22 protein-coding genes are annotated in these 21,527 nt (G+C 61.9%); 13 read left to right on the forward strand and 9 right to left on the reverse strand.

Going from position 1 to position 21,527, the window contains the following annotated elements; genetic code table 11:
- Window positions 1-67: 67 nt before the first annotated feature.
- The 9 genes from nuoG (at window position 68) to Q8O69_RS19670 (ending at window position 11,073) form a co-directional block, all read left to right on the forward strand.
- Window positions 68-2,788 carry an NADH-quinone oxidoreductase subunit NuoG gene (gene nuoG, locus Q8O69_RS19630; protein WP_305593873.1) on the forward strand — a complete coding sequence of 907 codons (2,721 nt, stop codon included), beginning with the start codon at window positions 68-70 and terminating at the stop codon, window positions 2,786-2,788.
- Window positions 2,785-3,777 carry an NADH-quinone oxidoreductase subunit NuoH gene (gene nuoH / locus Q8O69_RS19635; protein ID WP_275960207.1) on the forward strand — a complete coding sequence of 331 codons (993 nt, stop codon included), beginning with the start codon at window positions 2,785-2,787 and terminating at the stop codon, window positions 3,775-3,777. The genes nuoG and nuoH overlap by 4 nt, the downstream gene beginning before the upstream one ends.
- Window positions 3,778-3,790: 13 nt before the next feature.
- Window positions 3,791-4,339 carry an NADH-quinone oxidoreductase subunit NuoI gene (nuoI, locus tag Q8O69_RS19640; protein ID WP_160086025.1) on the forward strand — a complete coding sequence of 183 codons (549 nt, stop codon included), beginning with the start codon at window positions 3,791-3,793 and terminating at the stop codon, window positions 4,337-4,339.
- A 162-nt stretch (window positions 4,340-4,501) separates the two neighbouring features.
- The gene (gene nuoJ / locus Q8O69_RS19645; RefSeq protein WP_090250589.1) at window positions 4,502-5,011 is read left to right on the forward strand and encodes an NADH-quinone oxidoreductase subunit J; all 510 of its coding nucleotides are present in this window, start codon (window positions 4,502-4,504) and stop codon (window positions 5,009-5,011) included.
- Window positions 5,008-5,316 (forward strand): NADH-quinone oxidoreductase subunit NuoK, encoded by a 309-nt coding sequence (gene nuoK / locus Q8O69_RS19650; RefSeq protein WP_090250586.1) that lies wholly within the window; start codon window positions 5,008-5,010, stop codon window positions 5,314-5,316. The genes nuoJ and nuoK overlap by 4 nt, the downstream gene beginning before the upstream one ends.
- Entirely contained in the window at window positions 5,313-7,163 is a 1,851-nt protein-coding gene (gene nuoL / locus Q8O69_RS19655; protein WP_305593878.1) for an NADH-quinone oxidoreductase subunit L, read from the forward strand. The genes nuoK and nuoL overlap by 4 nt, the downstream gene beginning before the upstream one ends.
- A 15-nt stretch (window positions 7,164-7,178) precedes the next feature.
- Entirely contained in the window at window positions 7,179-8,708 is a 1,530-nt protein-coding gene (nuoM, locus tag Q8O69_RS19660) for an NADH-quinone oxidoreductase subunit M (protein WP_305593880.1), read from the forward strand.
- Window positions 8,709-8,715: 7 nt separating this feature from the next.
- Complete coding sequence (gene nuoN, locus Q8O69_RS19665) at window positions 8,716-10,191, forward strand: NADH-quinone oxidoreductase subunit NuoN (RefSeq protein WP_305593882.1); 1,476 nt, start codon at window positions 8,716-8,718, stop codon at window positions 10,189-10,191.
- A 30-nt stretch (window positions 10,192-10,221) separates the two neighbouring features.
- The gene (locus tag Q8O69_RS19670) at window positions 10,222-11,073 is read left to right on the forward strand and encodes an SDR family oxidoreductase (RefSeq protein WP_305593884.1); all 852 of its coding nucleotides are present in this window, start codon (window positions 10,222-10,224) and stop codon (window positions 11,071-11,073) included.
- A gap of 13 nt (window positions 11,074-11,086) precedes the next feature.
- Here the strand turns inward: Q8O69_RS19670 and Q8O69_RS19675 are convergent, their stop codons facing one another.
- From Q8O69_RS19675 to Q8O69_RS19700, 6 genes are all read right to left on the reverse strand, one after another.
- Complete coding sequence (locus Q8O69_RS19675) at window positions 11,087-11,821, reverse strand: hypothetical protein (protein ID WP_305593886.1); 735 nt, start codon at window positions 11,819-11,821, stop codon at window positions 11,087-11,089.
- Between the two features lie 48 nt (window positions 11,822-11,869).
- Window positions 11,870-12,250: a RidA family protein gene (locus Q8O69_RS19680; protein ID WP_090250570.1), complete on the reverse strand. Its 381-nt coding sequence runs from the start codon at window positions 12,248-12,250 to the stop codon at window positions 11,870-11,872.
- A 147-nt stretch (window positions 12,251-12,397) separates the two neighbouring features.
- A complete protein-coding gene (gene spoT / locus Q8O69_RS19685) occupies window positions 12,398-14,506 on the reverse strand; it encodes a bifunctional GTP diphosphokinase/guanosine-3',5'-bis pyrophosphate 3'-pyrophosphohydrolase (protein ID WP_305593888.1) in 2,109 nt (702 codons plus the stop codon).
- Between the two features lie 60 nt (window positions 14,507-14,566).
- Complete coding sequence (gene rpoZ, locus Q8O69_RS19690; RefSeq protein WP_090250565.1) at window positions 14,567-14,830, reverse strand: DNA-directed RNA polymerase subunit omega; 264 nt, start codon at window positions 14,828-14,830, stop codon at window positions 14,567-14,569.
- Window positions 14,831-14,944: 114 nt separating this feature from the next.
- Entirely contained in the window at window positions 14,945-15,565 is a 621-nt protein-coding gene (gene gmk / locus Q8O69_RS19695) for a guanylate kinase (protein WP_305593890.1), read from the reverse strand.
- A gap of 49 nt (window positions 15,566-15,614) precedes the next feature.
- Window positions 15,615-16,478, reverse strand: a complete 864-nt coding sequence (locus tag Q8O69_RS19700; protein ID WP_305593892.1) for a YicC/YloC family endoribonuclease — start codon at window positions 16,476-16,478, stop codon at window positions 15,615-15,617.
- A gap of 142 nt (window positions 16,479-16,620) precedes the next feature.
- On the opposite strand from Q8O69_RS19700, the gene rph reads away from it, so the two are divergent.
- Both rph and Q8O69_RS19710 read left to right on the forward strand, forming a co-directional pair.
- Complete coding sequence (gene rph / locus Q8O69_RS19705) at window positions 16,621-17,343, forward strand: ribonuclease PH (RefSeq protein ID WP_305593894.1); 723 nt, start codon at window positions 16,621-16,623, stop codon at window positions 17,341-17,343.
- Window positions 17,344-17,383: 40 nt separating this feature from the next.
- Window positions 17,384-17,755, forward strand: coding sequence for a DUF4870 domain-containing protein (locus Q8O69_RS19710; RefSeq protein WP_304870732.1), 372 nt, complete (start codon window positions 17,384-17,386; stop codon window positions 17,753-17,755).
- 134 nt (window positions 17,756-17,889) lie between these two features.
- Here Q8O69_RS19710 and Q8O69_RS19715 read toward each other — a convergent pair whose 3' ends face one another.
- Window positions 17,890-18,669 carry an exodeoxyribonuclease III gene (locus Q8O69_RS19715; protein ID WP_305593896.1) on the reverse strand — a complete coding sequence of 260 codons (780 nt, stop codon included), beginning with the start codon at window positions 18,667-18,669 and terminating at the stop codon, window positions 17,890-17,892.
- A gap of 93 nt (window positions 18,670-18,762) precedes the next feature.
- Between Q8O69_RS19715 and pyrE the strand changes: the two genes are divergently transcribed.
- Together pyrE and Q8O69_RS19725 are read left to right on the forward strand one after the other, a co-directional pair.
- On the forward strand, window positions 18,763-19,404 hold the full coding sequence (gene pyrE / locus Q8O69_RS19720) for an orotate phosphoribosyltransferase (RefSeq protein ID WP_305593898.1): 642 nt from the start codon (window positions 18,763-18,765) through the stop codon (window positions 19,402-19,404).
- A gap of 23 nt (window positions 19,405-19,427) precedes the next feature.
- Complete coding sequence (locus Q8O69_RS19725; RefSeq protein ID WP_275960219.1) at window positions 19,428-20,021, forward strand: DUF4124 domain-containing protein; 594 nt, start codon at window positions 19,428-19,430, stop codon at window positions 20,019-20,021.
- Window positions 20,022-20,023: 2 nt separating this feature from the next.
- On the opposite strand, the gene Q8O69_RS19730 is transcribed toward Q8O69_RS19725, so the two are convergent.
- Together Q8O69_RS19730 and argB are read right to left on the reverse strand one after the other, a co-directional pair.
- Complete coding sequence (locus Q8O69_RS19730; RefSeq protein WP_305593900.1) at window positions 20,024-20,470, reverse strand: thioesterase family protein; 447 nt, start codon at window positions 20,468-20,470, stop codon at window positions 20,024-20,026.
- 135 nt (window positions 20,471-20,605) lie between these two features.
- Window positions 20,606-21,511, reverse strand: a complete 906-nt coding sequence (gene argB, locus Q8O69_RS19735) for an acetylglutamate kinase (protein ID WP_275960221.1) — start codon at window positions 21,509-21,511, stop codon at window positions 20,606-20,608.
- Window positions 21,512-21,527: the final 16 nt, after the last annotated feature.

A 21,527-nucleotide genomic window follows, 5' to 3' on the forward strand; every position in this document is an offset into this window, starting at 1 on the left:
GGCCCCGCAGCACAACGTGATTCCATTAGCCAAGCCCGCTTCGGTGGGCAAAGAAGAAACCTGAACCATGGCCACTATCCACGTAGACGGCAAAGATTTCGAAGTCGATGGGGCGGACAACCTGCTGCAGGCCTGCCTGTCCCTCGGTCTCGATATCCCTTACTTCTGCTGGCACCCGGCGCTCGGTAGCGTCGGCGCCTGCCGCCAGTGCGCGGTCAAGCAGTACACCGATGAAAACGATACGCGCGGGCGCATCGTCATGTCGTGCATGACGCCGGCCACCGACAACACCTGGATCAGCATCGACGATGAAGAGTCCAAGGCGTTCCGCGCCAGCGTCGTCGAGTGGTTGATGACCAACCACCCGCACGACTGCCCGGTGTGCGAGGAGGGCGGCCATTGCCACCTGCAGGACATGACGGTGATGACTGGCCACAACCAGCGCCGTTATCGCTTCACCAAACGCACCCACCAGAACCAGCAGCTCGGCCCGTTCATCTCTCATGAGATGAACCGCTGCATCGCCTGCTACCGCTGTGTGCGTTACTACAAGGATTACGCCGGCGGTACTGACCTGGGTGTGTATGGCGCGCACGACAACGTGTACTTCGGCCGGGTCGAAGACGGCGTGCTGGAAAGCGAGTTCTCCGGCAACCTGGTCGAGGTCTGCCCGACCGGTGTGTTCACCGACAAGACCCACTCCGAGCGCTACAACCGCAAGTGGGACATGCAGTTTGCCCCGAGCATCTGTCATGGCTGCGCCAGCGGCTGCAACACCAGCCCCGGCGAGCGTTATGGCGAACTGCGGCGCATCGAAAACCGCTTCAATGGCGATGTGAACCAGTATTTTCTCTGCGACCGTGGCCGTTTTGGCTACGGCTACGTCAACCGCACTGATCGCCCGCGTCAGCCGCTGCTGGTGAATAAAGACGGTGGCGAAAAGCTCGGCATCGACGCCGCGCTGGACAGAGCCGCCGAGCTGCTCAAGGGCAAACGGGTAATTGGCATCGGTTCGCCGCGTGCCAGCCTGGAAAGCAACTTCGCCCTGCGCGAGCTGGTCGGCGAGGCCAACTACTACTCCGGTATCGCCGCTGGCGAGCTGGAAAATATCCGCCTGATCCGCGACATCCTGCAGAACGGCCCGCTGCCGGTGCCGACCCTACGTGAAGTCGAGCTGCACGACGCGGTGTTTATCCTCGGTGAGGATCTGACCCAGACCGCCGCGCGCCTGGCCCTGGCCCTGCGTCAGACGGTCAAGGGCAAAGCCACTGAAATCGCTGCGTCGATGAAGATTCAGGACTGGCATATGGCTGCCGTGCAGAACGTCGCTCAGGACGCGCTGCATCCGCTGTTTATCGCCAGCGTCACCGCTACGCGCCTGGATGATATTGCCGAAGCCTGCGTGCACGCGGCACCGGCCGACCTGGCGCGTATCGGTTTCGCCGTGGCCCACGCCATCGACCCGAGCGCGCCAGCGGTTAACGGCCTGGATGCGGATGTCGGCGAGCTGGTGCAGTTGATTGCCGAAGCGCTGCTTGAAGCTAAGCGTCCGCTGATCGTCTCCGGCGCCTCCCTGGGCGAGAAGAGCCTGATCGAAGCCGCAGCGAATATCGCCAGTGCGCTAAAGAATCGCGAGAAGAACGCCTCCATCAGCCTGGTGGTGCCGGAAGCCAACAGCATGGGCCTGGCTCTGCTGGGTGGCGAGTCCGTCGATGCTGCACTGCAGGCCCTGACGTCCGGCCAGGCCGATGCTGTGATCGTGCTGGAAAACGACCTCTATCGTCGTGCTGATGCAGCCCAGGTAGATGCTGCACTGGCGGCCGCCAAGCTGGTGATCGTCGCCGACCATCAGCACACCGCCACCAGCGAAAAAGCCCATCTGCTGCTGCCGGTAGCCAGCTTCGCCGAAGGCGATGGCACCCTGGTCAGCTTTGAAGGCCGCGCCCAGCGCTTCTTCCAGGTGTTCGAGCCGAGCTACTACGACGCCAATATCCTCATTCGCGAAGGCTGGCGCTGGCTGCATGCCCTGCACAGCACGCTGCAGGGCAAGCCGCTCGACTGGACCCAGCTGGATGCGGTGACCGCTGCCGTTGCTGCCAGCAACAGTCTGCTGGCGCGCATCGGCGAAGCCGCGCCCAACGCCACCTTCCGCATCAAGGGCCTCAAACTGGCCCGTGAGCCGCACCGTTACAGCGGTCGCACCGCCATGCGCGCCAATATCAGCGTGCATGAGCCGCGCCAGCCGCAGGATCAGGATTCGGCGTTTGCCTTCTCCATGGAAGGCTATTCCGGCAGCCAGGAAGATCGTCAGCAGATTCCATTCGCCTGGTCGCCGGGCTGGAACTCGCCGCAAGCCTGGAACAAGTTTCAGGACGAAGTCGGCGGCCATTTGCGTGCCGGCGATCCCGGTGTGCGTCTGCTGGAAGCCAAAGGCGTGGTATTGCCCTGGTTCAGCGTACCGGCGGCCTTTAACCCGGCACCGGGCACCTTGCAGGCCGTGGCGCTGCATCACCTGTTCGGCAGTGAAGAAACCTCGGCTGGCGCCGCGCCGCTGCAAGAGCGCATTCCCGAACCTTACGTGCTGCTGGCCAAGGCCGAAGCGGATCGCCTGGGCGTAAATGACGGTGCGCTGCTGAGCCTGACGGTCGCCGGGCAGACCCTGCGCCTGCCGCTGCAGATCACCGAAGAGCTGGCCATTGGCGTCGTTGGTCTGCCAGTCGGTTTGACGGGCATGCCGGCGCTGATCGCAGGTAGCGTGGTCACCCGCATTGAGGAGGCCGCGCAATGAGTTGGCTGACCCCCGAAGTGCTGGACGTGCTGATCGCCGTACTCAAAGCCATCGTGATTCTGCTGGTTGTGGTGGTTTGCGGCGCGCTGCTGAGCTTTGTCGAACGGCGCCTGCTGGGCTGGTGGCAGGACCGCTACGGCCCCAACCGGGTTGGACCGTTCGGCATGTTTCAGATCGCGGCCGACATGATCAAGATGTTCTTTAAGGAGGACTGGACGCCGCCGTTCGCCGACAAGTTCATCTTTATCCTGGCGCCGATGATCGCCTTCGCCGCCATGTTGATGGCTTTTGCGATCATCCCGATCACCCCGAACTGGGGCGTCGCGGACCTGAATATCGGCATTCTGTTCTTCTTCGCCATGGCTGGGCTGTCGGTATATGCCGTGCTGTTCGCCGGCTGGGCGAGTAACAACAAGTTTGCCCTGCTCGGCGCGCTGCGCGCCTCGGCGCAGACGGTGTCCTACGAGGTGTTTCTGGCGCTGGCGCTGATGGGCATCGTCGCTCAGGTTGGTTCGTTCAACATGCGCGATATCGTCGATTACCAAGCGGAAAACCTCTGGTTCATCATTCCGCAGTTCTTCGGCTTCTGTACCTTCTTTATCGCCGGCGTGGCGGTGACTCACCGTCACCCCTTCGACCAGCCGGAAGCCGAGCAGGAGCTGGCCGACGGTTACCACATCGAATATGCCGGGATGAAATGGGGCATGTTCTTCGTCGGTGAATACATCGGCATCATCACCATCTCGGCGCTGCTGGTAACCCTGTTCTTCGGCGGATGGCACGGGCCGTTTGGCATCCTGCCGCAGATTCCGTTTTTCTGGTTCGCCCTGAAAACCTGCTTCTTCATCATGATCTTCATTCTGCTGCGCGCCTCGATTCCGCGCCCACGGTATGACCAGGTCATGGCCTTCAGCTGGAAGTTCTGCCTGCCGCTGACCCTGATCAACCTGCTGGTGACCGGCGCATTCGTGCTGGCCGCGGCCCAGTAAGGAGAACCACAGAATGTTCAAATACATACGGGATGTGGTGCACGGCACCTACACCCAACTGCGCAGCATGGTCATGGTCTTCAGCCATGGCTTTCGCAAGCGCGACACCCTGCAATACCCGGAAGAGGCGGTATACCTGCCGCCGCGCTATCGCGGCCGCATCGTACTGACCCGCGACCCCGACGGCGAAGAGCGCTGCGTGGCCTGCAACCTGTGTGCGGTGGCCTGCCCGGTGGGCTGCATTTCGCTGCAGAAGGCGGAAACCCCGGATGGCCGCTGGTACCCGGATTTTTTCCGCATCAACTTCTCGCGCTGCATCTTCTGCGGCCTGTGCGAAGAAGCCTGCCCGACCACGGCGATCCAGCTCACCCCGGATTTCGAGATGGGTGAGTTCAAGCGCCAGGACCTGGTGTACGAGAAGGAAGACCTGCTGATCAGCGGCCCGGGCAAGAACCCGGACTACAACTTCTACCGCGTCGCCGGTATGGCCATTGCCGGCAAGCCGAAAGGCGCCGCGCAAAACGAAGCCGAACCCATCAACGTCAAAGGCCTGCTGCCCTAAGGAGCCCGTTTAATGCCCGCTGCGCTTGCTGATACTGCGTTGAAAACAGACTCGGAATGCTCATGTACAAAAGTACACTGCGCTTCCTCGCCTGTTTTCGCCTTGCCTCAGCTGCGCTCGCGACGGCCTAAACAGACTCCTACGGAGATATAGAGGATCTATATGGAATTCGCTTTCTACCTCGCCGCCGGCGTTGCCGTGGCGGCCACATTCAGGGTGATCACCGCGAGCAATCCGGTGCATGCCCTGTTGTATCTGATTCTCTCGCTGCTGGCCGTGGCGATGACCTTCTTCGCCCTCGGCGCGCCCTTTGCCGGCGCGCTGGAGATCATCGTTTACGCTGGCGCGATCATGGTGCTGTTCGTCTTCGTGGTGATGATGCTCAACCTCGGCCCGGCGGCGGTCGAGCAGGAACGCCAGTGGCTGACGCCGGGTATTTGGACCGGCCCGGCGATTCTCTCGGCGTTGTTGCTGGGGCAATTGCTCTATGTGCTGTTTCAGTCGCCCAGTGGCGCGGCCCTCGGTTTGCAGACCATTGATGCCAAAGCAGTCGGTATCGCCCTGTACGGGCCATACCTGCTGGCGGTGGAGCTGGCTTCGATGCTGCTGCTCGCTGCGCTGGTCGCGGCCTATCACCTCGGCCGTCACGATGCCAAGGAGCCAACGGCATGAATGCGATTCCCCTGGAGCACGGCCTGGCGCTGGCCGGCGTGCTGTTCAGCCTGGGCCTGATTGGCCTGATGGTGCGGCGTAACATCCTGTTTGTGCTGATGAGCCTGGAAGTGATGATGAATGCCACCGCCCTGGCCTTTGTGGTGGCGGGCAGCCGTTGGGCCCAGCCTGACGGCCAGGTGATGTTTATCCTGGTGATCACTCTGGCCGCCGCCGAAGCCAGTATTGGCCTGGCGATCCTGTTGCAGCTGTATCGCCGCTTCAACACCCTCGATGTCGACGCTGCCAGCGAGATGCGCGGATGAACCTTTTATTCCTGACCTGTGTATTTCCGCTGCTGGGCTGGTTTCTTCTGGCCTTCTCGCGCGGGCGTTTCTCCGAGAACCTCTCCGCGCTGATTGGCGTCGGTTCGGTGGGCCTTTCCGCGCTGACGGCGGCCTGGGTGATCGTGCAGTTCAACCTCAATCCGCCGCCAAACGGTGTGTTTACCCAGGTGCTGTGGCAGTGGATGAATGTCGCCGGTTTTGCGCCGAGCTTCACCCTGTATCTCGATGGCCTGTCGCTGACCATGCTTGGCGTGGTTACCGGCGTGGGTTTCCTGATTCACCTGTTCGCCAGCTGGTACATGCGCGGTGAGGAGGGCTACTCGCGCTTCTTCGCCTACACCAACCTGTTTATCTTCAGCATGCTGCTGCTGGTGCTCGGCGATAACCTGCTGGTGCTGTACTTCGGCTGGGAAGGCGTGGGGCTGTGCTCCTACCTGCTGATCGGCTTCTACTTCAAGCACACCGCCAACGGCAACGCGGCGCTCAAGGCCTTTATCGTCACCCGTATCGGCGACGTGTTTATGGCCATCGGCCTGTTTATCCTGTTCCTCCATCTGGGCACCCTGAATATTCAGGAGCTGATGGTACTGGCGCCGCAGAAATACGTGGAAGGCGACAGTTGGCTGTGGATCGCCACGCTGATGCTACTCGGCGGCGCAGTGGGCAAATCTGCGCAGCTGCCGCTGCAGACCTGGCTGGCCGATGCCATGGCCGGCCCGACCCCGGTTTCTGCGTTGATCCACGCCGCTACCATGGTTACCGCCGGCGTGTACCTGATCGCGCGGACCCACGGCCTGTTCCTGCTAACCCCGGAGATTCTCGAACTGGTCGGCATCGTCGGCGGCTTGACTCTGGTGCTAGCCGGTTTCGCCGCGCTGGTGCAGACCGACATCAAGCGCATCCTCGCCTACTCGACCATGAGCCAGATCGGCTATATGTTCCTCGCCCTGGGCGTTGGCGCCTGGGACGCGGCGATCTTCCACCTGATGACTCACGCCTTCTTCAAGGCCCTGCTGTTCCTCGCATCCGGTGCGGTGATCAACGCCTGCCACCACGAGCAGAACATCTTCAAGATGGGCGGGCTGTGGAAGAAACTGCCGTTGGCCTACGCCAGCTTTATCGTCGGCGGTGCGGCCTTGGCGGCGTTGCCGCTGATCACGGCCGGTTTCTACTCCAAGGACGAAATCCTCTGGGAAGCCTTTGCCAGTGGTCATCAGTGGTTGCTCTATGCCGGCCTGGCGGGCGCCTTCCTGACCTCGCTCTACACCTTCCGCCTGATCTTTATCGCCTTCCATGGCGAGCAGAAGACCGAAGCCCATGCCGGCCATGGCGTGGCTCACTGGCTGCCGCTGGTGACCCTGATTGTGCTGTCGACCTTTATTGGTGCGCTGATCAACCCACCGCTAGCCGGCGTGCTGCCGCAGAGCGTCGGCCATGCCGGCGGTGACGGCCGCATCGGCCTGGAAATCGCCTCCGGGGCCATCGCCATCATCGGCATCGTCCTGGCCGCGCTGTTGTTCCTCGGCAAACGCCGTTTTGCCACGGCGGTGGCGCAGAGCGCGCCAGGGCGCTTCCTCTCGGCCTGGTGGTTCGCCGCCTGGGGCTTCGACTGGCTCTACGACAAGCTGTTTGTGCAGCCCTACCTGTTGCTTTGCCGGTTGCTCGGGCACGACCCGATCGACCGCAGTATTGGCCTGATTCCGCGTCTGGCGCGAGGCGGCAACGCCTTGCTGGCCAGCAGCGAGACCGGCCAGGTGCGCTGGTACGCCACATCGATAGCCGGGGGCGCCGTGCTGGTGCTCGCCGTTCTCCTGTTTCTGAATTAAGGAAAATAGCCCGTCATGATTCTGCCCTGGCTAATCCTGATCCCCTTTATCGGCGGCCTGCTGTGCTGGCAGTGCGAGCGTTTCGGCAGCACCTTGCCCCGCTGGATCGCCCTGCTGACCATGGCTCTTCTGTTCGGCCTGGGCCTTTGGCTGTGGGCCACTGGCGACTTCAGCCTGGCGCCTGCGCCTGGCGCTGCGCCGCAGTGGGCGGCCGAGTTCCAGCTGCCGTGGATTGAACGCTTCGGCATCAGCGTGCACCTGGCGCTGGACGGCCTGTCGGTGCTGATGATCAGCCTCACCGGCCTGCTCGGTGTGCTCTCGGTGCTCTGTTCGTGGAACGAGATCCAGAACCGCGTCGGCTTCTTCCACCTCAACCTGATGTGGATTCTCGGCGGCGTGGTCGGCGTGTTCCTTGCCGTCGACCTGTTCCTGTTCTTCTTCTTCTGGGAAATGATGCTGGTGCCGATGTATTTCCTCATCGCGCTCTGGGGTCATAGCGGCAGCGACGGCAAGACCCGCATCACCGCCGCCACCAAGTTCTTTATTTTCACCCAGGCCAGCGGTCTGATCATGTTGCTGGCGATTCTCGGCCTGGTGTTTGTGCACTTCGACCAGACCGGTGTGCTGACCTTCAACTACGCCGATCTGCTCACCACCAAGATGGCGGCCGGCACCGAGTACATCCTGATGCTCGGCTTCTTTATCGCCTTTGCGGTGAAGTTCCCGGTGGTGCCGTTCCACTCCTGGCTGCCGGACGCCCACGCCCAGGCACCGACCGCCGGCTCGGTGGACCTGGCCGGTATCCTGCTGAAAACCGCTGCCTACGGCCTGATGCGTTTTGCCCTGCCGCTGTTCCCCAATGCCTCGGCAGAGTTTGCGCCGATTGCCCAGTGGCTTGGCGTGTTCGCCATCATCTACGGCGCCCTGCTGTCGTTCGCGCAAACCGACATCAAACGCCTGGTGGCCTATTCCAGCGTGTCGCACATGGGCTTTGTGCTGATCGCCATCTATTCCGCCAGCGAGATCGCCCTGCAGGGTGCGGTGGTGCAGATGCTCGCCCACGGCCTATCCGCTGCGGCGCTGTTTATCCTCTGCGGCCAGCTGTATGAGCGCCTGCATACTCGTGATATGCGCGAGATGGGCGGCATCTGGGCGCGTATGCCCTGGCTGCCGGCACTTAGCCTGTTCTTTGCCGCTGCGGCGCTGGGCCTGCCGGGTACCGGTAACTTCGTCGGTGAATTCCTGATTCTGATCGGCAGCTTCCAGAGCGCGCCGTGGGTCACCGTGGTGGCCGCCACTGGTCTGGTGTTCGGCTCGGTCTACTCGCTGATCATGATTCACCGCGCCTACTTCGGCCCGGCCAAGGCGGACACTGCCTTGCCTGGCCTGCAGCTGCGCGAACTGAGCATGGTGCTCGGCCTCGCTGTGCTGCTGATCCTGCTCGGTGTTTACCCGCAGCCGGTGCTCGACACCTCCGCCGCCAGCATGCAAGGCGTGCAGCAGTGGCTGGGTAGTGCCCTCAATCAACCTGTTCCGGCCCGGTAAGTAGCGTATGGAATTCACGACTCAACACTTTATCGCGCTGCTGCCGCTACTGGTCACTGGTGCCACTGCGGTGCTGGTGATGCTGGCCATCGCCTGGAAGCGCAACCACACGCTGACCTTCGGCCTCTCGGTACTGGGCCTTAACCTGGCGCTGCTGTCACTGCTACCGGCTTTGGGCGTAACGCCCATTGAGGTCACGCCGCTGCTGCTGGTGGATAAATTCGCCTGCTATTACATGGCCCTGGTGCTGGCCGCGACTCTGGCCTGTGTGACGTTGACCCACGCCTACCTGGGCGGTGAGTCCGGCAAGGGTTACCCGGGCAACCGCGAAGAGCTGTACCTGCTGATGCTGCTGTCCGCCGCCGGCGGTCTGGTGCTGGTCAGCGCGCAGCATCTGGCTGGGCTGTTTATCGGCCTGGAACTACTCTCGGTGCCGACCTACGGCATGATCGCCTACGCCTTCTTCAACAAGCGTTCGCTGGAAGCCGGCATCAAGTACATGGTGCTGTCCGCCGCAGGCTCGGCGTTTCTGCTGTTTGGCATGGCGCTGCTGTATGCCGAATCGGGCAGCCTGACCTTCGCCGGCATCGGCGCCAAGCTGGCCGCCGATGGCCTGCCGAGCATGCTGGCGCAGTTGGGCGTGGGCATGATGCTGATTGGCCTGTCCTTCAAGCTGTCGCTGGTGCCATTTCATTTGTGGACGCCGGACGTGTACGAGGGCGCGCCGGCTCCGGTGGCAGCCTTCCTCGCCACCGCCAGTAAGGTCGCGGTATTTGCCGTGCTGCTGCGTCTGTATCAGATGTCGCCAGCGACAGCGGGCGGCTGGCTAAATGATCTGCTGACGCTGATCGCCATCGCCTCAATCATCTTCGGCAACCTGCTGGCGCTGCTGCAGAACAACCTCAAGCGTCTGCTCGGTTATTCCTCCATCGCCCACTTCGGCTACCTGCTGGTCGCGCTGATCGCCAGCAAGGGCTTAGCAGTGGAGGCGGTTGGGGTGTACCTGGCCACCTATGTGCTGACCAGCTTGGGTGCGTTCGGTGTGATCACTCTGATGTCGACGCCTTACAACGGCCGTGATGCCGATGCCCTCTACGAATACCGCGGGCTGTTCTGGCGCCGTCCGTATCTGACCGCTGTGCTCACCGTGATGATGCTGTCACTGGCCGGCATTCCGCTGACGGCTGGGTTTATCGGCAAGTTCTACGTGGTCGCCGCCGGTGTGCAATCGCAGCAGTGGTGGCTGCTCGGCGCCCTGGTAATCGGCAGCGCCATCGGCGTGTTCTATTACCTGCGGGTGATGGTCACCCTGTTTATGGTCGAGCCGAACCTGCGCCGTCACGATGCGCCTTTCAACTGGGCGCAGCGTGCCGGCGGCATGATGCTGCTGTTTGTCGCCGTGCTGGCGTTTTTCCTCGGTGTGTATCCGCAGCCGCTGCTTGAGCTGGTGCAACAGGCCAGCTTGGTGGCACTGTTGCCCTGATAAGCAACAGACCCTAAGGAATACGCAACGATGAGTAAGACACTGATGATTGCCGGCTGTGGTGATGTCGGCAGCCGTCTGGGTCAGCAGCTAAGCGCTGCAGGCTGGACGGTGTACGGCCTGCGCCGCAGCGTGGCGCTGTTGCCACAGGGCATTCGCCCGGTTGCCGGTGATCTGCATGCCGACGCCTGCCCGGCCGCCTGGCCGAGCGAACCGCTGGACTACCTAGTGTATTGCGCGGCCGCCACCGAGCACGACGAGGCCGGCTACCGCGCCGCCTATGTCGACGGCCTGCGCCGCGTGCTCAGCTGGCTGGCGCAACAGGGCCAGCGGCCCAAGCGCCTGCTGTTTGTCTCCAGCAGCGGCGTGTATGGCCAACAGCTCGGCGAATGGGTGGATGAAAACTCGCCTGCTGAGGCTGATAGCTACTCCGGACGAATCATGCGTGAAGCCGAGCAGCTGGCTTTGCGCAGCGGGCTGCCCGCCAGTCTGGTACGCCTCACCGGTATCTACGGTCCAGGCCGCGAATGGTTGCTCAAGCAGGTGCGCCAGGGCTATCGAGTAGTCAGCGAGCCGCCGCTGTATGGCAACCGCATCCATGTCGATGACGCGGCTGGGCTATTGGCCTATCTGCTGCAGGCCGATGCCCGTGGTGTGGCGCTGGATGATTGCTATATCGGCGTCGACGATCAGCCGGCGCCGCTGCACGAGGTGGTGGCCTGGTTGCGCGAGCAGCTGGATGTCAGCCATTGGTCCGAGCAGTCGACGGTGCGCCGCTCCGGCAGCAAGCGTTGCACTAACGCCCGCGCCCGCGCCCTGGGCTGGACGCCGCAATATCCGAGCTACCGCGAGGGTTACCAGGCGGTTCTGGCGCAGTTGTAGGGTTCGGTTCGGCCTAGCGTTTGACCAGCAGCCAGCGCTGCTGGCCTTTGTAGTAGCTGGGCATTTCATCGATCTGTGAGCGATTGAACGCTTCGAAGACCCGCAACTGGTCGCCTTCACGCTCGAACAGCCAGCTTTGCCCCTGGTCGCCGAGTTGCAGCCATAGGCTGTCGAACTCGCCGCTCATGGCCGCGCAGTCGCCCGCCAGACACAACGCATAACGCTCTGCGCCTGGCAGACCCTGCAGGCTGCCATCGGCCTGGAACAGCACCAGGCCGCCTTCGCCCAGACCTTTCTCGATCAACCAGGTACCGCCCAGGTAGGCGCTATACAACGCCTGCTCGAAGCTGCTACCCGGCGGTGCCAGTGGGCCGGGTGCAGCAGGGGCGCGGACAAAGCGCTGCTCCGGCCAGGTATCGCTCTGCGCCTGGATCAGCTCATCGCCGTTGAGGCTCAGGGTTTCCTGAAAGTCACCGTAGAACTGCACGCGCAGCTGGCCATCGGTCTGGCGTTCGAAGCTGCCTTCGCCGCGCTCGAAACCATTGCTGAAGCTGGCCAGCTGACGTTGGTTGTCGAGTTGCCATTCCAGGTTGGGGCCGTAGGCCAGCAGGGCTTCGCGTAGGTTGCCGCTTTCGACGGCAGCTTCAATGGCTGCCTGGTTGATCCAGGTGCCGCTTGGGTCTTGCGGTGTGCTGGCGCAACCGCTGAGCAGGACGCCGGTGAGCAGGGCAACAAACAGGCAACGCATGAGGCGTCCTCAAGAGGGAAGGGCGGGGTAGCGGCCCCGCCGAGGGGCTTATTCGAGAACCAGAATAGCGTCCATTTCCACCTGCGAGCCGCGTGGCAGGGCGGCTACGCCGATGGCAGCACGGGCCGGGTAGGGCTGCTCGAAGTAACGGCCCATGACTTCATTGACCTTGGCGAAGTGCGACAGGTCGGTGAGGAAGATGTTCAGCTTGACGATGTCCTTGAACGAACCGCCAGCGGCTTCTGCGACGGCCTTGAGGTTCTCGAATACCTGTACGGTCTGGGCTTCGAAGCCTTCTACCAGCTCCATGGTTTTCGGGTCCAGCGGGATCTGCCCGGACATGTACACGGTGTTGCCCGCTTTGATCGCCTGGGAATAGGTGCCGATTGCGGCTGGGGCCTTGTCGCTGGTGATAACGCTCTTGCTCATGGGAACTCCTGTAAAGCTGATGTGGAGGAACACTGCAGCGCACATCGGCGCGCTGCCAGTTAGATTGCCTAGGTTGGGTGAAAGCCACAGCGGCTGTCAAAGTACAGCTGGTGGCTGATTGCGCTGTTCAATTTTGAAGTTGGCCGATCAGGCGCGCGCGCGGGTGATGCGGATTACCCCGGTCAAGGCGCGTAGCTTCTTGATCACCCGGGCCAGGTGTACGCGGTCATGCACGCTGACCACCAGCTGTACGACGCTGATGCGGCCATCGCGCTCGTCCATGCTGATCTTCTCGATATTGCCGTCGGCGGCATTCACGCTGCCGGCCAGCAGGGCGATCAGGCCGCGCTGGTGCTCAAGCTCGACGCGCAGCTCGACATTGAACTCGCCGGTAACGTCCTTGGCCCAGGACAGCTGGATACATTTTTCCGGGTTGTGACGGATCTCGCCGATGTTCTTGCAGCTGTCTAGGTGCACCACCATGCCTTTGCCGGCGGACAGGTGGCCGACAATTGGGTCGCCGGGAATCGGTGTGCAGCACTTGGCGTAACTCAGCACCAAACCTTCGGTACCGCGGATCGCCAGCGGCCCTTCGCTGCTCGGCAGGGCTTCGCCGCTGTCGCTGAGCAGGCGGCGCGCGACCACATAGGCCATGCGGTTGCCCAGGCCGATGTCTTCCAGCAGGTCTTCGAGCACGTCCTGATGGTACTCGGCGAGTACCGCCTGCACCCGCTCGGGCGAGAGCTTGTCGACGCGGCTGTCGAAACCGGCCAGCACCTTGTTCAGCAGGCGTTCGCCGAGGCTGATGGACTCCGAGCGGCGCTGCAGCTTCAGGGCGTGACGAATATGTGTGCGGGCTTTGCCGGTGACCACGAAGCTCAGCCAGGCCGGGTTTGGCCGTGCGCCGGGAGCGGTGACGATTTCCACCGTCGAGCCGCTTTCCAGGGCTTGCGACAACGGGGCCAGGCGGCGGTTGATGCGGCAGGCGATGCAGGTGTTGCCGACGTCGGTGTGCACCGCGTAAGCGAAGTCGACCGCCGTGGAGCCTTTTGGCAGCTCCATGATGCGGCCCTTGGGCGTGAACACGTAGACCTCGTCGGGGAACAGGTCGATCTTCACGCTTTCGATAAATTCCAGCGAGTTGCCGGCGCGTTGCTGCATTTCCAGCACGCCCTTGACCCACTGCCGCGCGCGGGCGTGGCTGCCTTTGGGCTGGTCTTCTTCGTTGGATTTGTACAGCCAGTGCGCCGCGATGCCGTTGTTGGCCAGCTCTTCCATCTCGCGGGTGCGGATCTGAATCTCGATCGGTACGCCGTGCATGCCGAACAGCGTGGTGTGCAGCGACTGGTAGCCGTTGGCCTTGGGGATTGCGATGTAATCCTTGAAGCGGCCGGGTAGGGGCTTGTACAGGTTGTGCACGGCACCGAGCACGCGGTAGCAGGTGTCGACCTTGTCGACGACGATGCGGAAGGCGTACACGTCCATGATTTCGTTGAACGCCCGGCGTTTGCCGCGCATCTTCTGGTAGATGCCGTAGAGGTGCTTCTCGCGGCCCATCACCTCGCCTTCCATGCCTTCGCGGGCCAGGCAGTGGGTGATCGACTCTTCGATCTTGTTGACGATTTCCTTGCGGTTGCCCCGAGCCCGCTTGACCGCTGTGCGGATGCGCTCGGAGCGCATCGGGTGCATGGCCTTGAAGCCTAAGTCTTCGAACTCGATGCGCATGCTGTGCATGCCCAGACGGTTGGCAATCGGTGCGTAGATTTCCAGGGTTTCCTTGGCGATGCGTCGGCGTTTTTCGCCGGACAGCACTTCCAGGGTGCGCATGTTGTGCAGGCGGTCGGCGAGCTTGACCAGAATCACCCGGATATCGCGGGCCATGGCCCTGGCCATTTTCTGGAAGTTTTCAGCTTGCGCTTCGGCCTTGGTCTCGAAGTTCATCTGGGTCAGCTTGCTGACCCCATCAACCAGTTCCGCCACGGATTCGCCGAACTGCGCGTCCAGAGCTTCTTTGGCGATACCGGTGTCTTCGATCACGTCATGCAGCATCGCGGCCATCAGGCTCTGATGGTCCATGTGCATGTCTGCCAGGATGCTCGCCACCGCCAGGGGATGGGTGACGTAAGCTTCGCCGCTGCGGCGGCGTTGGCCGTCGTGGGCTTGTTCGGCGTAGAAGTAAGCGCGGCGAACCAGATTGACCTGGTCGCCGTCGAGGTAGGTCGAAAGTCTGTCGGCGAGGGCGTCTATGCTCGGCATGGGCGTTCCCCTTGCCGATTCAGATGACCCTGCGCCTGACGACGTCGACCCGGCATAGGCTTACAGAGGCTCGTTAGCCTCTTCCTCGAATGCAGCAAACAGTGGTTCTTCTTCGACGATATCGTCTTGCGCGATAACGTCATAGCTCATCAGGCCAGCGGCGATTTCGCGCAGCGCGACTACGGTCGGCTTGTCATTTTCCCAAGCCAGCTTCGGCTCTTTGCCACCGGTAGCCAGTTGGCGCGAGCGCTTGGTAGCGAGCATGACCAGCTCGAAGCGGTTATCAACGTGATCCAGGCAATCTTCGACGGTAACGCGGGCCATGGTGTTCCTCGTAGCAAATGCGTAATAGAGCTGGGCCCAAATGGGCGAGCGGACTGGATAGTCTAAAAAATCACCGGCATTAAGGGAAGCTTTGATTTGCCGCAGCGCGATAAGTCAGACCAGTAACTCGCTGAGCAGGCCGCTGTGGCGTTGCTGTTGTGGGCCTTGCAGCAGCTGATTGGCGCGGAAAATCGCCTTCAGGTCGCTCAAGGCGTGGGCGAAGTCATCGTTGATCAGCAGGTAGTCGTATTCGACGTAGTGGCTCATCTCGCTGACGGCTTCACGCATGCGTCGCTCGATGATCTCGCCGCTGTCCTGGCCGCGATTGGTCAGGCGGTGACGCAGCGCTTCCTGGGTCGGCGGCAGAATAAAGATTGATTTGGCTTCCGGCATCAGCCGACGTACCTGCTGCGCGCCTTGCCAGTCGATCTCCAGAATCAGGTCGAAGCCTTCGCGCAGGGTCTGTTTGACCCATTCCTGCGAGGTGCCATAGAGGTTGCCGAAGACTTCCGCGTGTTCAAGAAATTCGGTCTTGTCGAGCATGGTATGGAACTGCTCGCGGCTGACGAAGTGGTAGTTCACTCCGTCCACTTCGCCTGGGCGCATGGCGCGGGTGGTGTGCGAGACGGACACGCGAATCTGCGCCTCGCTGTCGATCAGCGCTTTGACCAGGCTGGTTTTGCCCGCGCCGGACGGGGCGGAAATGATGTAGAGGGTGCCGGTGGTTATGCTCATGGATCAATCCTGGAACGCGTTGTTCGAAGAGTAGCAGCAGCGGTTTGCCTTACTCGATGTTCTGCACTTGTTCGCGCATCTGCTCGATCAGCACTTTGAGGTTTACCGCCGCCTGGGTGCTGCGGGTGTCGAAGGCCTTGGAACCGAGGGTATTGGCTTCGCGGTTGAGTTCCTGCATCAGGAAATCCAGGCGTCGGCCTGCCTGGCCGCCGGTTTTCAGCACGCGGCGTACTTCGCTGACGTGGGTGCTGAGGCGATCCAGTTCTTCGGCGACATCACTTTTCTGCGCGAGGATCACCAGCTCTTGTTCCAGGCGCTGCGGGTCCAGCTCGGCCTGCATTTCGGCGCAGCGGTCGAGAATTTTCTGCCGCTGGCCGGCGAGCATCTGTGGCACCAGTTCGCGCAGGGCGACGACTTGTTCGAGGATGCTGTCCAGGCGTTCATTGAGCAGCTTGGCCAGTTCGCTGCCTTCGCGTTCGCGGCTTTGCTTCAGCTCGTTCAGCGCTTGGCTGAACAGCGCCAGGGCGCTTTGATTGAGTGCCTGTGGGTCGGCGGCATCGGCTACCAGTACGCCGGGCCAACTGAGCACTTCCAGCGGATTGAGTGCGGCGGGCTGTTTGATCAGGCCGGCCACGCTTTCGGCGGCGGCGACCAGTTGCGCGGCGCGTTCCAGGTCGACTTGTAGGGCCTTGCCGTCATTGTCGTCACTGAAGCGCAGGGTGCACTCGACTTTGCCACGCGACAGTCCGTTGCGCAGCGCTTCACGCACCGCGCCTTCGAGGTCGCGGAAGCTTTCCGGCAGGCGCAGATGGGGTTCCAGGTAGCGATGGTTGACCGAGCGCAGCTCCCAGCTCAGGGTGCCGTTGGCACCGGCCTGCTCGGCGCGGGCGAAGGCAGTCATGCTGTGGATCATGGGGCGAACCTCGCGAAAAGTCGGAACTAAAGGCGCAGGATTGTAGCGCAGTGCGTCGGCCGCTCCCAATTCGGCACACCCGCTACGGGCTTACGGCCCTATAATGCCGAGCAGATTTTTTATTCAGAGCAGGAATTCCTAGATGAAACGTCCTAGTGGCCGCGCCGCCGATCAGTTGCGCTCGATTCACATCACCCGCAACTACACCAAGCATGCCGAGGGTTCGGTACTGGTGGAATTTGGCGATACCAAAGTGATTTGCACGGTCAGTGTCGAGTCGGGCGTTCCGCGCTTTCTCAAAGGTCAGGGCCAAGGCTGGCTGACCGCCGAGTACGGCATGCTGCCGCGCGCCACGGGCGACCGTAACCAGCGTGAAGCCAGCCGTGGCAAGCAGGGCGGCCGTACCCTGGAAATCCAGCGTCTGATCGGCCGTTCGCTGCGCGCCGCGCTGGATATGTCCAAACTGGGCGAGAACACCCTGTACGTCGATTGCGATGTGATCCAGGCCGACGGCGGTACCCGCACCGCGTCCATCACCGGCGCCATGGTGGCCCTGGTCGATGCGCTGAAAGTGATCAAGAAGCGTGGCGGCCTGAAAGGCGGCGACCCGCTCAAGCAGATGATTGCCGCCGTATCGGTGGGCATGTATCAGGGCGAGCCGGTGCTGGATCTGGACTACCTGGAAGATTCCGCCGCGGAAACCGACCTCAACGTGGTGATGACCAGCACGGGCGGCTTTATCGAAGTGCAGGGCACCGCCGAAGGCGCACCGTTCCAGCCAGCTGAGCTGAACGCCATGCTGGCGTTGGCGCAGAAAGGTATGACTGAGTTGTTCGAGTTGCAACAAGCAGCACTGGCAGACTGATTGAGCTGTACGACAAGCCCATCACGCAAGGAGAAGCACCATGAGCGACGAGTCCCAAGCGCCACAACCGATTCCCGGTCCTGAAGCCCGTCAGTGGGCCATGTTTTGCCACTTCGCGGCCTTTCTCGGGCTGGTGATTCCCTTTGGCAACCTGCTTGGGCCGTTGATCGTCTGGCAGATCAAGAAGGACCTTGATCCGTTCGTCGATGCTCAGGGCAAGGAAGCGCTGAACTTCCAGATCAGCGTGGCCCTGGCCGCGCTGCTGTGTTTCCTGCTGATGGTGGTGGTGATCGGCTTTCCGCTGCTGGTGCTGGTCAGCATCGCGGCGCTGGTGCTGACGGTTATTGCCGGGATCAAGGCTAATGAAGGCCAGGCTTACCGTTATCCCTTTGCCTGGCGCTTGGTGAAATAAGCGTTGTGCAGATAGCAAAAAATCGACGGGAGCGATTTTTAACGTCGCATCGCGACGGCCCGTAGGGTGGTGGCCAGGGATGGCGCAGCATAAAAAACCGGCGAATAGCCGGTTTTTTGTATCTGCTGATCAGGCTAGATGCTGAGCATCCAGTCGTAATCGACGATCAACGGCGCGTGCTGCGAGAAGCGCGGCTGGCGCGGCAGGCGCGCACTGCGGATGCTGCGGCGCATGCCGGGCGTGAGCAGCTGATAGTCGAAGCGATAGCCGAGGTTGAGCAGTTCAGCCTGTTCGCTGTCCGGCCACCAGCTGAACTGGTCGCCTTCACGGCTGACTTCGCGCAGCGCATCGACATAGCCCATGGTGCCAATCACTTCATCCAGCCAGGCGCGTTCCGGGGCGAGGAAGCCGGGTGATTGCTGGCAGTCGCGCCAGCTCTTCACGTCGAGCTTCTGATGCGCCACGTAGAAAGAGCCGCAATAGATGTACTCGCGGCGTTTGCGGCGCTGCTTGTCCAAATAATGGGTGAAGTCGTCCATAAACTTGAATTTCTGATTCAAGCTTTCATCACCCTGCTGCCCCGAAGGCATCAGCATGGTGGCAATACTTACTTTGTCGAAATCGGCCTGCAGGTAGCGCCCATAGCGATCGGCCATTTCAAAGCCGAGGCCGCTGATTACCGCCTTGGGTTGCAACCGCGAATACAGCGCCACGCCACCTTGGCTTGGCACTTCTGCATCGCAGGCATAGAGGAAATAGCCATCCAGTTGGAGGGCTTGGTCGTCCAGTTCAAAGGCGGAGGCGCGGGTGTCCTGCAGGCAGATGACGTCGGCATTCTGTGCTTGCAGCCAACTGAGCAAACCGCGCTCGACTGCAGCATGAATACCATTCACGTTCACACTGATGATCCGCATAAATGGCCCCCAAAATCACGTGCGTGTATGATACCCGAGCTCACCTCTATTAGCTAAATTACCTAGTAAATCCGTGCTGTCCGGGGCTTTTTCATGCAAGCGTATCAACGTGATTTCATCCGTTTTGCCATCGAGCGTGGGGTTCTGCGCTTTGGTCAGTACACCCTCAAATCCGGGCGCATCAGTCCTTATTTCTTCAATGCCGGGCTGTTTGACAGCGGTTTGGCCCTGGCGCAGCTTGGGCGTTTCTATGCTGCGGCCGTGGTGGACAGCGGTATCGACTTCGACGTGTTGTTCGGCCCGGCCTACAAAGGTATTCCCCTGGCGGCGACCACCGCAGTGGCGCTGGCCGAGCATCATCAGCGCGATATGCCCTGGTGCTTCAATCGCAAGGAAGCCAAGGATCACGGCGAAGGCGGCACCCTGGTCGGCGCAGCGCTGGCCGGTCGGGTGCTGATCATCGATGACGTGATCACCGCCGGTACGGCGATTCGGGAAGTGATGCAGATCATCCAGGCGCAGGGCGCACAAGCGGCCGGTGTGCTGATCGCGCTGAACCGCCAGGAGCGCGGTAAGGGCGAGCTGTCGGCGATTCAGGAGGTCGAGCGCGACTACGGCATGCCGGTGGTGAGCATTGTGTCACTCGAACAGGTACTGGAATATCTGGCAGAGGATGCTGAACTCAAGCAGTATCTGCCAGCGGTACAAGCTTACCGCGCCGAATACGGAATCTAACCTGCCGATAAGGTGCTGCATTGATGCATAAATCTGCCATAACCCGCTGTTCGCTGTTGCTAGGCCTACTGCTGCCGGTTGTGGCGGGGGCGGCTGAGTTGTACCGCTACGTCGATGACAAAGGCACCACGGTGCTCAGCCGTCAGGGCGTGCCGCCGGAGCACATCAGCAAGGGTTATGAAGTGCTGAATGACCAGGGCCGCGTGATCCAGGTGATTCCGCCTGCGCCGAGCCCTGAGGAGATGAAGCGCATCCTCGCCGAGAAGGCCCGCGCCAGCTCCGATGCGCAGTTACTGCGCCTGTACAGCACGCCAGACGACGTCGAGCGCGCCCGCGCGCGCAAGCTGGCCGAACTGGATGGTCTGATTGGTGTGGCGCGCGGCAACCTGCAGTCAGTGCGTACGCAGCAGGCCAATCTGCAGAGCCAGGCCGCCGAGCACGAGCGTGCCGGGCGTGCGGTGCCGGCGCATCTGTTGGCGCAGATCGATAACCAGAAGGCCGAACAGGCGCGCCTCAAGGGCGACATCCTGCGCTATCAGGCCGCGCGTAAAGAGGCGGACAGCAGCTTCAATGCTGACCGTGATCGACTCAAGGAACTGCTGGGGCGCAACCAGTAGCCTTATTGCTCGGGCGCGCAGCGCTCAAAGGCCAGAATTTTCTCTCTCAACCACGTCGGTAGCGGACTGCTGCTGCGGCTTGCGCTGTCCGCGTGCACGTAAATCACTTCGCCGGTGGTCAGTGCTTGCTCGCCGCACCAGATACCCATGGCAAAGCTCAGGCTGGAGCGGCCCAGGCGGGCGACGCGAATGCCGATTTGCAGTTGATCATCGAAGCGCGCGGGTGCCAGGTATTCCAGCACGGTCTTGATCGCGAAGAAGTCGCCACCGTCGCGGCTCAGGTCATCCGGATAGCGGATGCCCAGGGCGCGGAAGTATTCGGTGATGGCGACATCGGCGTAGGTCAGGTAGTGACCGTTGAACACGATGCTTTGCGGGTCCACTTCGGCCCAGCGCACGCGCAAGGTGTGGAAAAAGCTGAAGGCGTCGCGGGAAGGCGCGGTTGGCATGCAGTACACCTCTGGCTGGCAGTGCGGGATCGCTGAGCTTCGGTGTTGCGGCGCCCTGCTGCAAGGGGTGCAGCAGGCTATCAGGCGGCTGAATCAGCCAGGATTACCTGGCTGATTCGCATTGCAGGCAGGAGCTTAATGGCGCTTGCGGTTGCAGATCAGCGTACCCACACCGCTGTCGGTGAAGATTTCCAGCAGCACGGCATTCGGTACGCGACCGTCGATGATATGTGCGCTGGTCACCCCGCCTTGCACCGCTTCCAGGGCACAACGAATCTTCGGCAGCATGCCGCCGTAGATAGTGCCGTCGGCGATCAGGCCATCGACCTGCTCGGTGGTCAGGCCGGTGAGTACCTGGCCTTGCTTGTCCATCAGGCCGGCGATATTGGTCAGCAGCATCAGCTTCTCAGCCTTCAGCGCTTCGGCGACTTTGCCGGCGACCAGGTCGGCGTTGATGTTGTAGGACTCGCCATCCGGGCCGACGCCAATCGGCGCGATCACCGGGATAAAGTCGCCCTTGACCAGCATGTTCAGCAGGTCGATGTTGACCCCGGTGACTTCGCCGACATGGCCGATATCGATGATTTCCGGCTGGGTCATCTCCGGCGTCTGCCGGGTCACGGTAAGTTTCTTGGCGCGGATCAGCTGAGCGTCTTTGCCGGTCAGGCCGATGGCGCTGCCGCCGTGCTGGTTGATCAGGTTGACGATGCTCTTGTTGACCTGGCCGCCGAGAACCATTTCCACCACGTCCATGGTCGCGGTGTCGGTGACGCGCATGCCGTCGACAAAGTGGCTTTCGATGGACAGGCGCTTGAGCAGATCACCGATCTGCGGGCCGCCGCCGTGGACGACCACCGGGTTGATGCCCACCGCTTTCATCAACACGATGTCGCGGGCGAAGCCTTGCTTGAGTTCTTCGCTTTCCATGGCGTTGCCGCCGTATTTGATCACCAGCGTCTTGCCGACGAAGCGGCGGATATACGGCAGCGCTTCGGACAGTACCTTGGCGACGTTGGTGGCGGCATCACGTTCGAGGGTCATGCAGGGCTCCAGTAGA

It is taken from the genome of Pseudomonas sp. (genome assembly GCF_030690725.1).
In the GTDB taxonomy this organism is placed as follows: domain Bacteria; phylum Pseudomonadota; class Gammaproteobacteria; order Pseudomonadales; family Pseudomonadaceae; genus Aquipseudomonas.

Excerpts from the sequence above, each read along its gene's own strand:
- nuoG (WP_305593873.1), top strand. The coding sequence starts at position 68 with ATGGCCACTATCCACGTAGACGGCAAAGATTTCGAAGTCGATGGGGCG.
- nuoH (WP_275960207.1), top strand. The coding sequence starts at position 2,785 with ATGAGTTGGCTGACCCCCGAAGTGCTGGACGTGCTGATCGCCGTACTC.
- nuoI (WP_160086025.1), top strand. The coding sequence starts at position 3,791 with ATGTTCAAATACATACGGGATGTGGTGCACGGCACCTACACCCAACTG.
- nuoJ (WP_090250589.1), top strand. The coding sequence starts at position 4,502 with ATGGAATTCGCTTTCTACCTCGCCGCCGGCGTTGCCGTGGCGGCCACA.
- nuoK (WP_090250586.1), top strand. The coding sequence starts at position 5,008 with ATGAATGCGATTCCCCTGGAGCACGGCCTGGCGCTGGCCGGCGTGCTG.
- nuoL (WP_305593878.1), top strand. The coding sequence starts at position 5,313 with ATGAACCTTTTATTCCTGACCTGTGTATTTCCGCTGCTGGGCTGGTTT.
- nuoM (WP_305593880.1), top strand. The coding sequence starts at position 7,179 with ATGATTCTGCCCTGGCTAATCCTGATCCCCTTTATCGGCGGCCTGCTG.
- nuoN (WP_305593882.1), top strand. The coding sequence starts at position 8,716 with ATGGAATTCACGACTCAACACTTTATCGCGCTGCTGCCGCTACTGGTC.
- Q8O69_RS19670 (WP_305593884.1), top strand. The coding sequence starts at position 10,222 with ATGAGTAAGACACTGATGATTGCCGGCTGTGGTGATGTCGGCAGCCGT.
- Q8O69_RS19675 (WP_305593886.1), bottom strand. The coding sequence starts at position 11,821 with ATGCGTTGCCTGTTTGTTGCCCTGCTCACCGGCGTCCTGCTCAGCGGT.
- Q8O69_RS19680 (WP_090250570.1), bottom strand. The coding sequence starts at position 12,250 with ATGAGCAAGAGCGTTATCACCAGCGACAAGGCCCCAGCCGCAATCGGC.
- spoT (WP_305593888.1), bottom strand. The coding sequence starts at position 14,506 with ATGCCGAGCATAGACGCCCTCGCCGACAGACTTTCGACCTACCTCGAC.
- rpoZ (WP_090250565.1), bottom strand. The coding sequence starts at position 14,830 with ATGGCCCGCGTTACCGTCGAAGATTGCCTGGATCACGTTGATAACCGC.
- gmk (WP_305593890.1), bottom strand. The coding sequence starts at position 15,565 with ATGAGCATAACCACCGGCACCCTCTACATCATTTCCGCCCCGTCCGGC.
- Q8O69_RS19700 (WP_305593892.1), bottom strand. The coding sequence starts at position 16,478 with ATGATCCACAGCATGACTGCCTTCGCCCGCGCCGAGCAGGCCGGTGCC.
- rph (WP_305593894.1), top strand. The coding sequence starts at position 16,621 with ATGAAACGTCCTAGTGGCCGCGCCGCCGATCAGTTGCGCTCGATTCAC.
- Q8O69_RS19710 (WP_304870732.1), top strand. The coding sequence starts at position 17,384 with ATGAGCGACGAGTCCCAAGCGCCACAACCGATTCCCGGTCCTGAAGCC.
- Q8O69_RS19715 (WP_305593896.1), bottom strand. The coding sequence starts at position 18,669 with ATGCGGATCATCAGTGTGAACGTGAATGGTATTCATGCTGCAGTCGAG.
- pyrE (WP_305593898.1), top strand. The coding sequence starts at position 18,763 with ATGCAAGCGTATCAACGTGATTTCATCCGTTTTGCCATCGAGCGTGGG.
- Q8O69_RS19725 (WP_275960219.1), top strand. The coding sequence starts at position 19,428 with ATGCATAAATCTGCCATAACCCGCTGTTCGCTGTTGCTAGGCCTACTG.
- Q8O69_RS19730 (WP_305593900.1), bottom strand. The coding sequence starts at position 20,470 with ATGCCAACCGCGCCTTCCCGCGACGCCTTCAGCTTTTTCCACACCTTG.
- argB (WP_275960221.1), bottom strand. The coding sequence starts at position 21,511 with ATGACCCTCGAACGTGATGCCGCCACCAACGTCGCCAAGGTACTGTCC.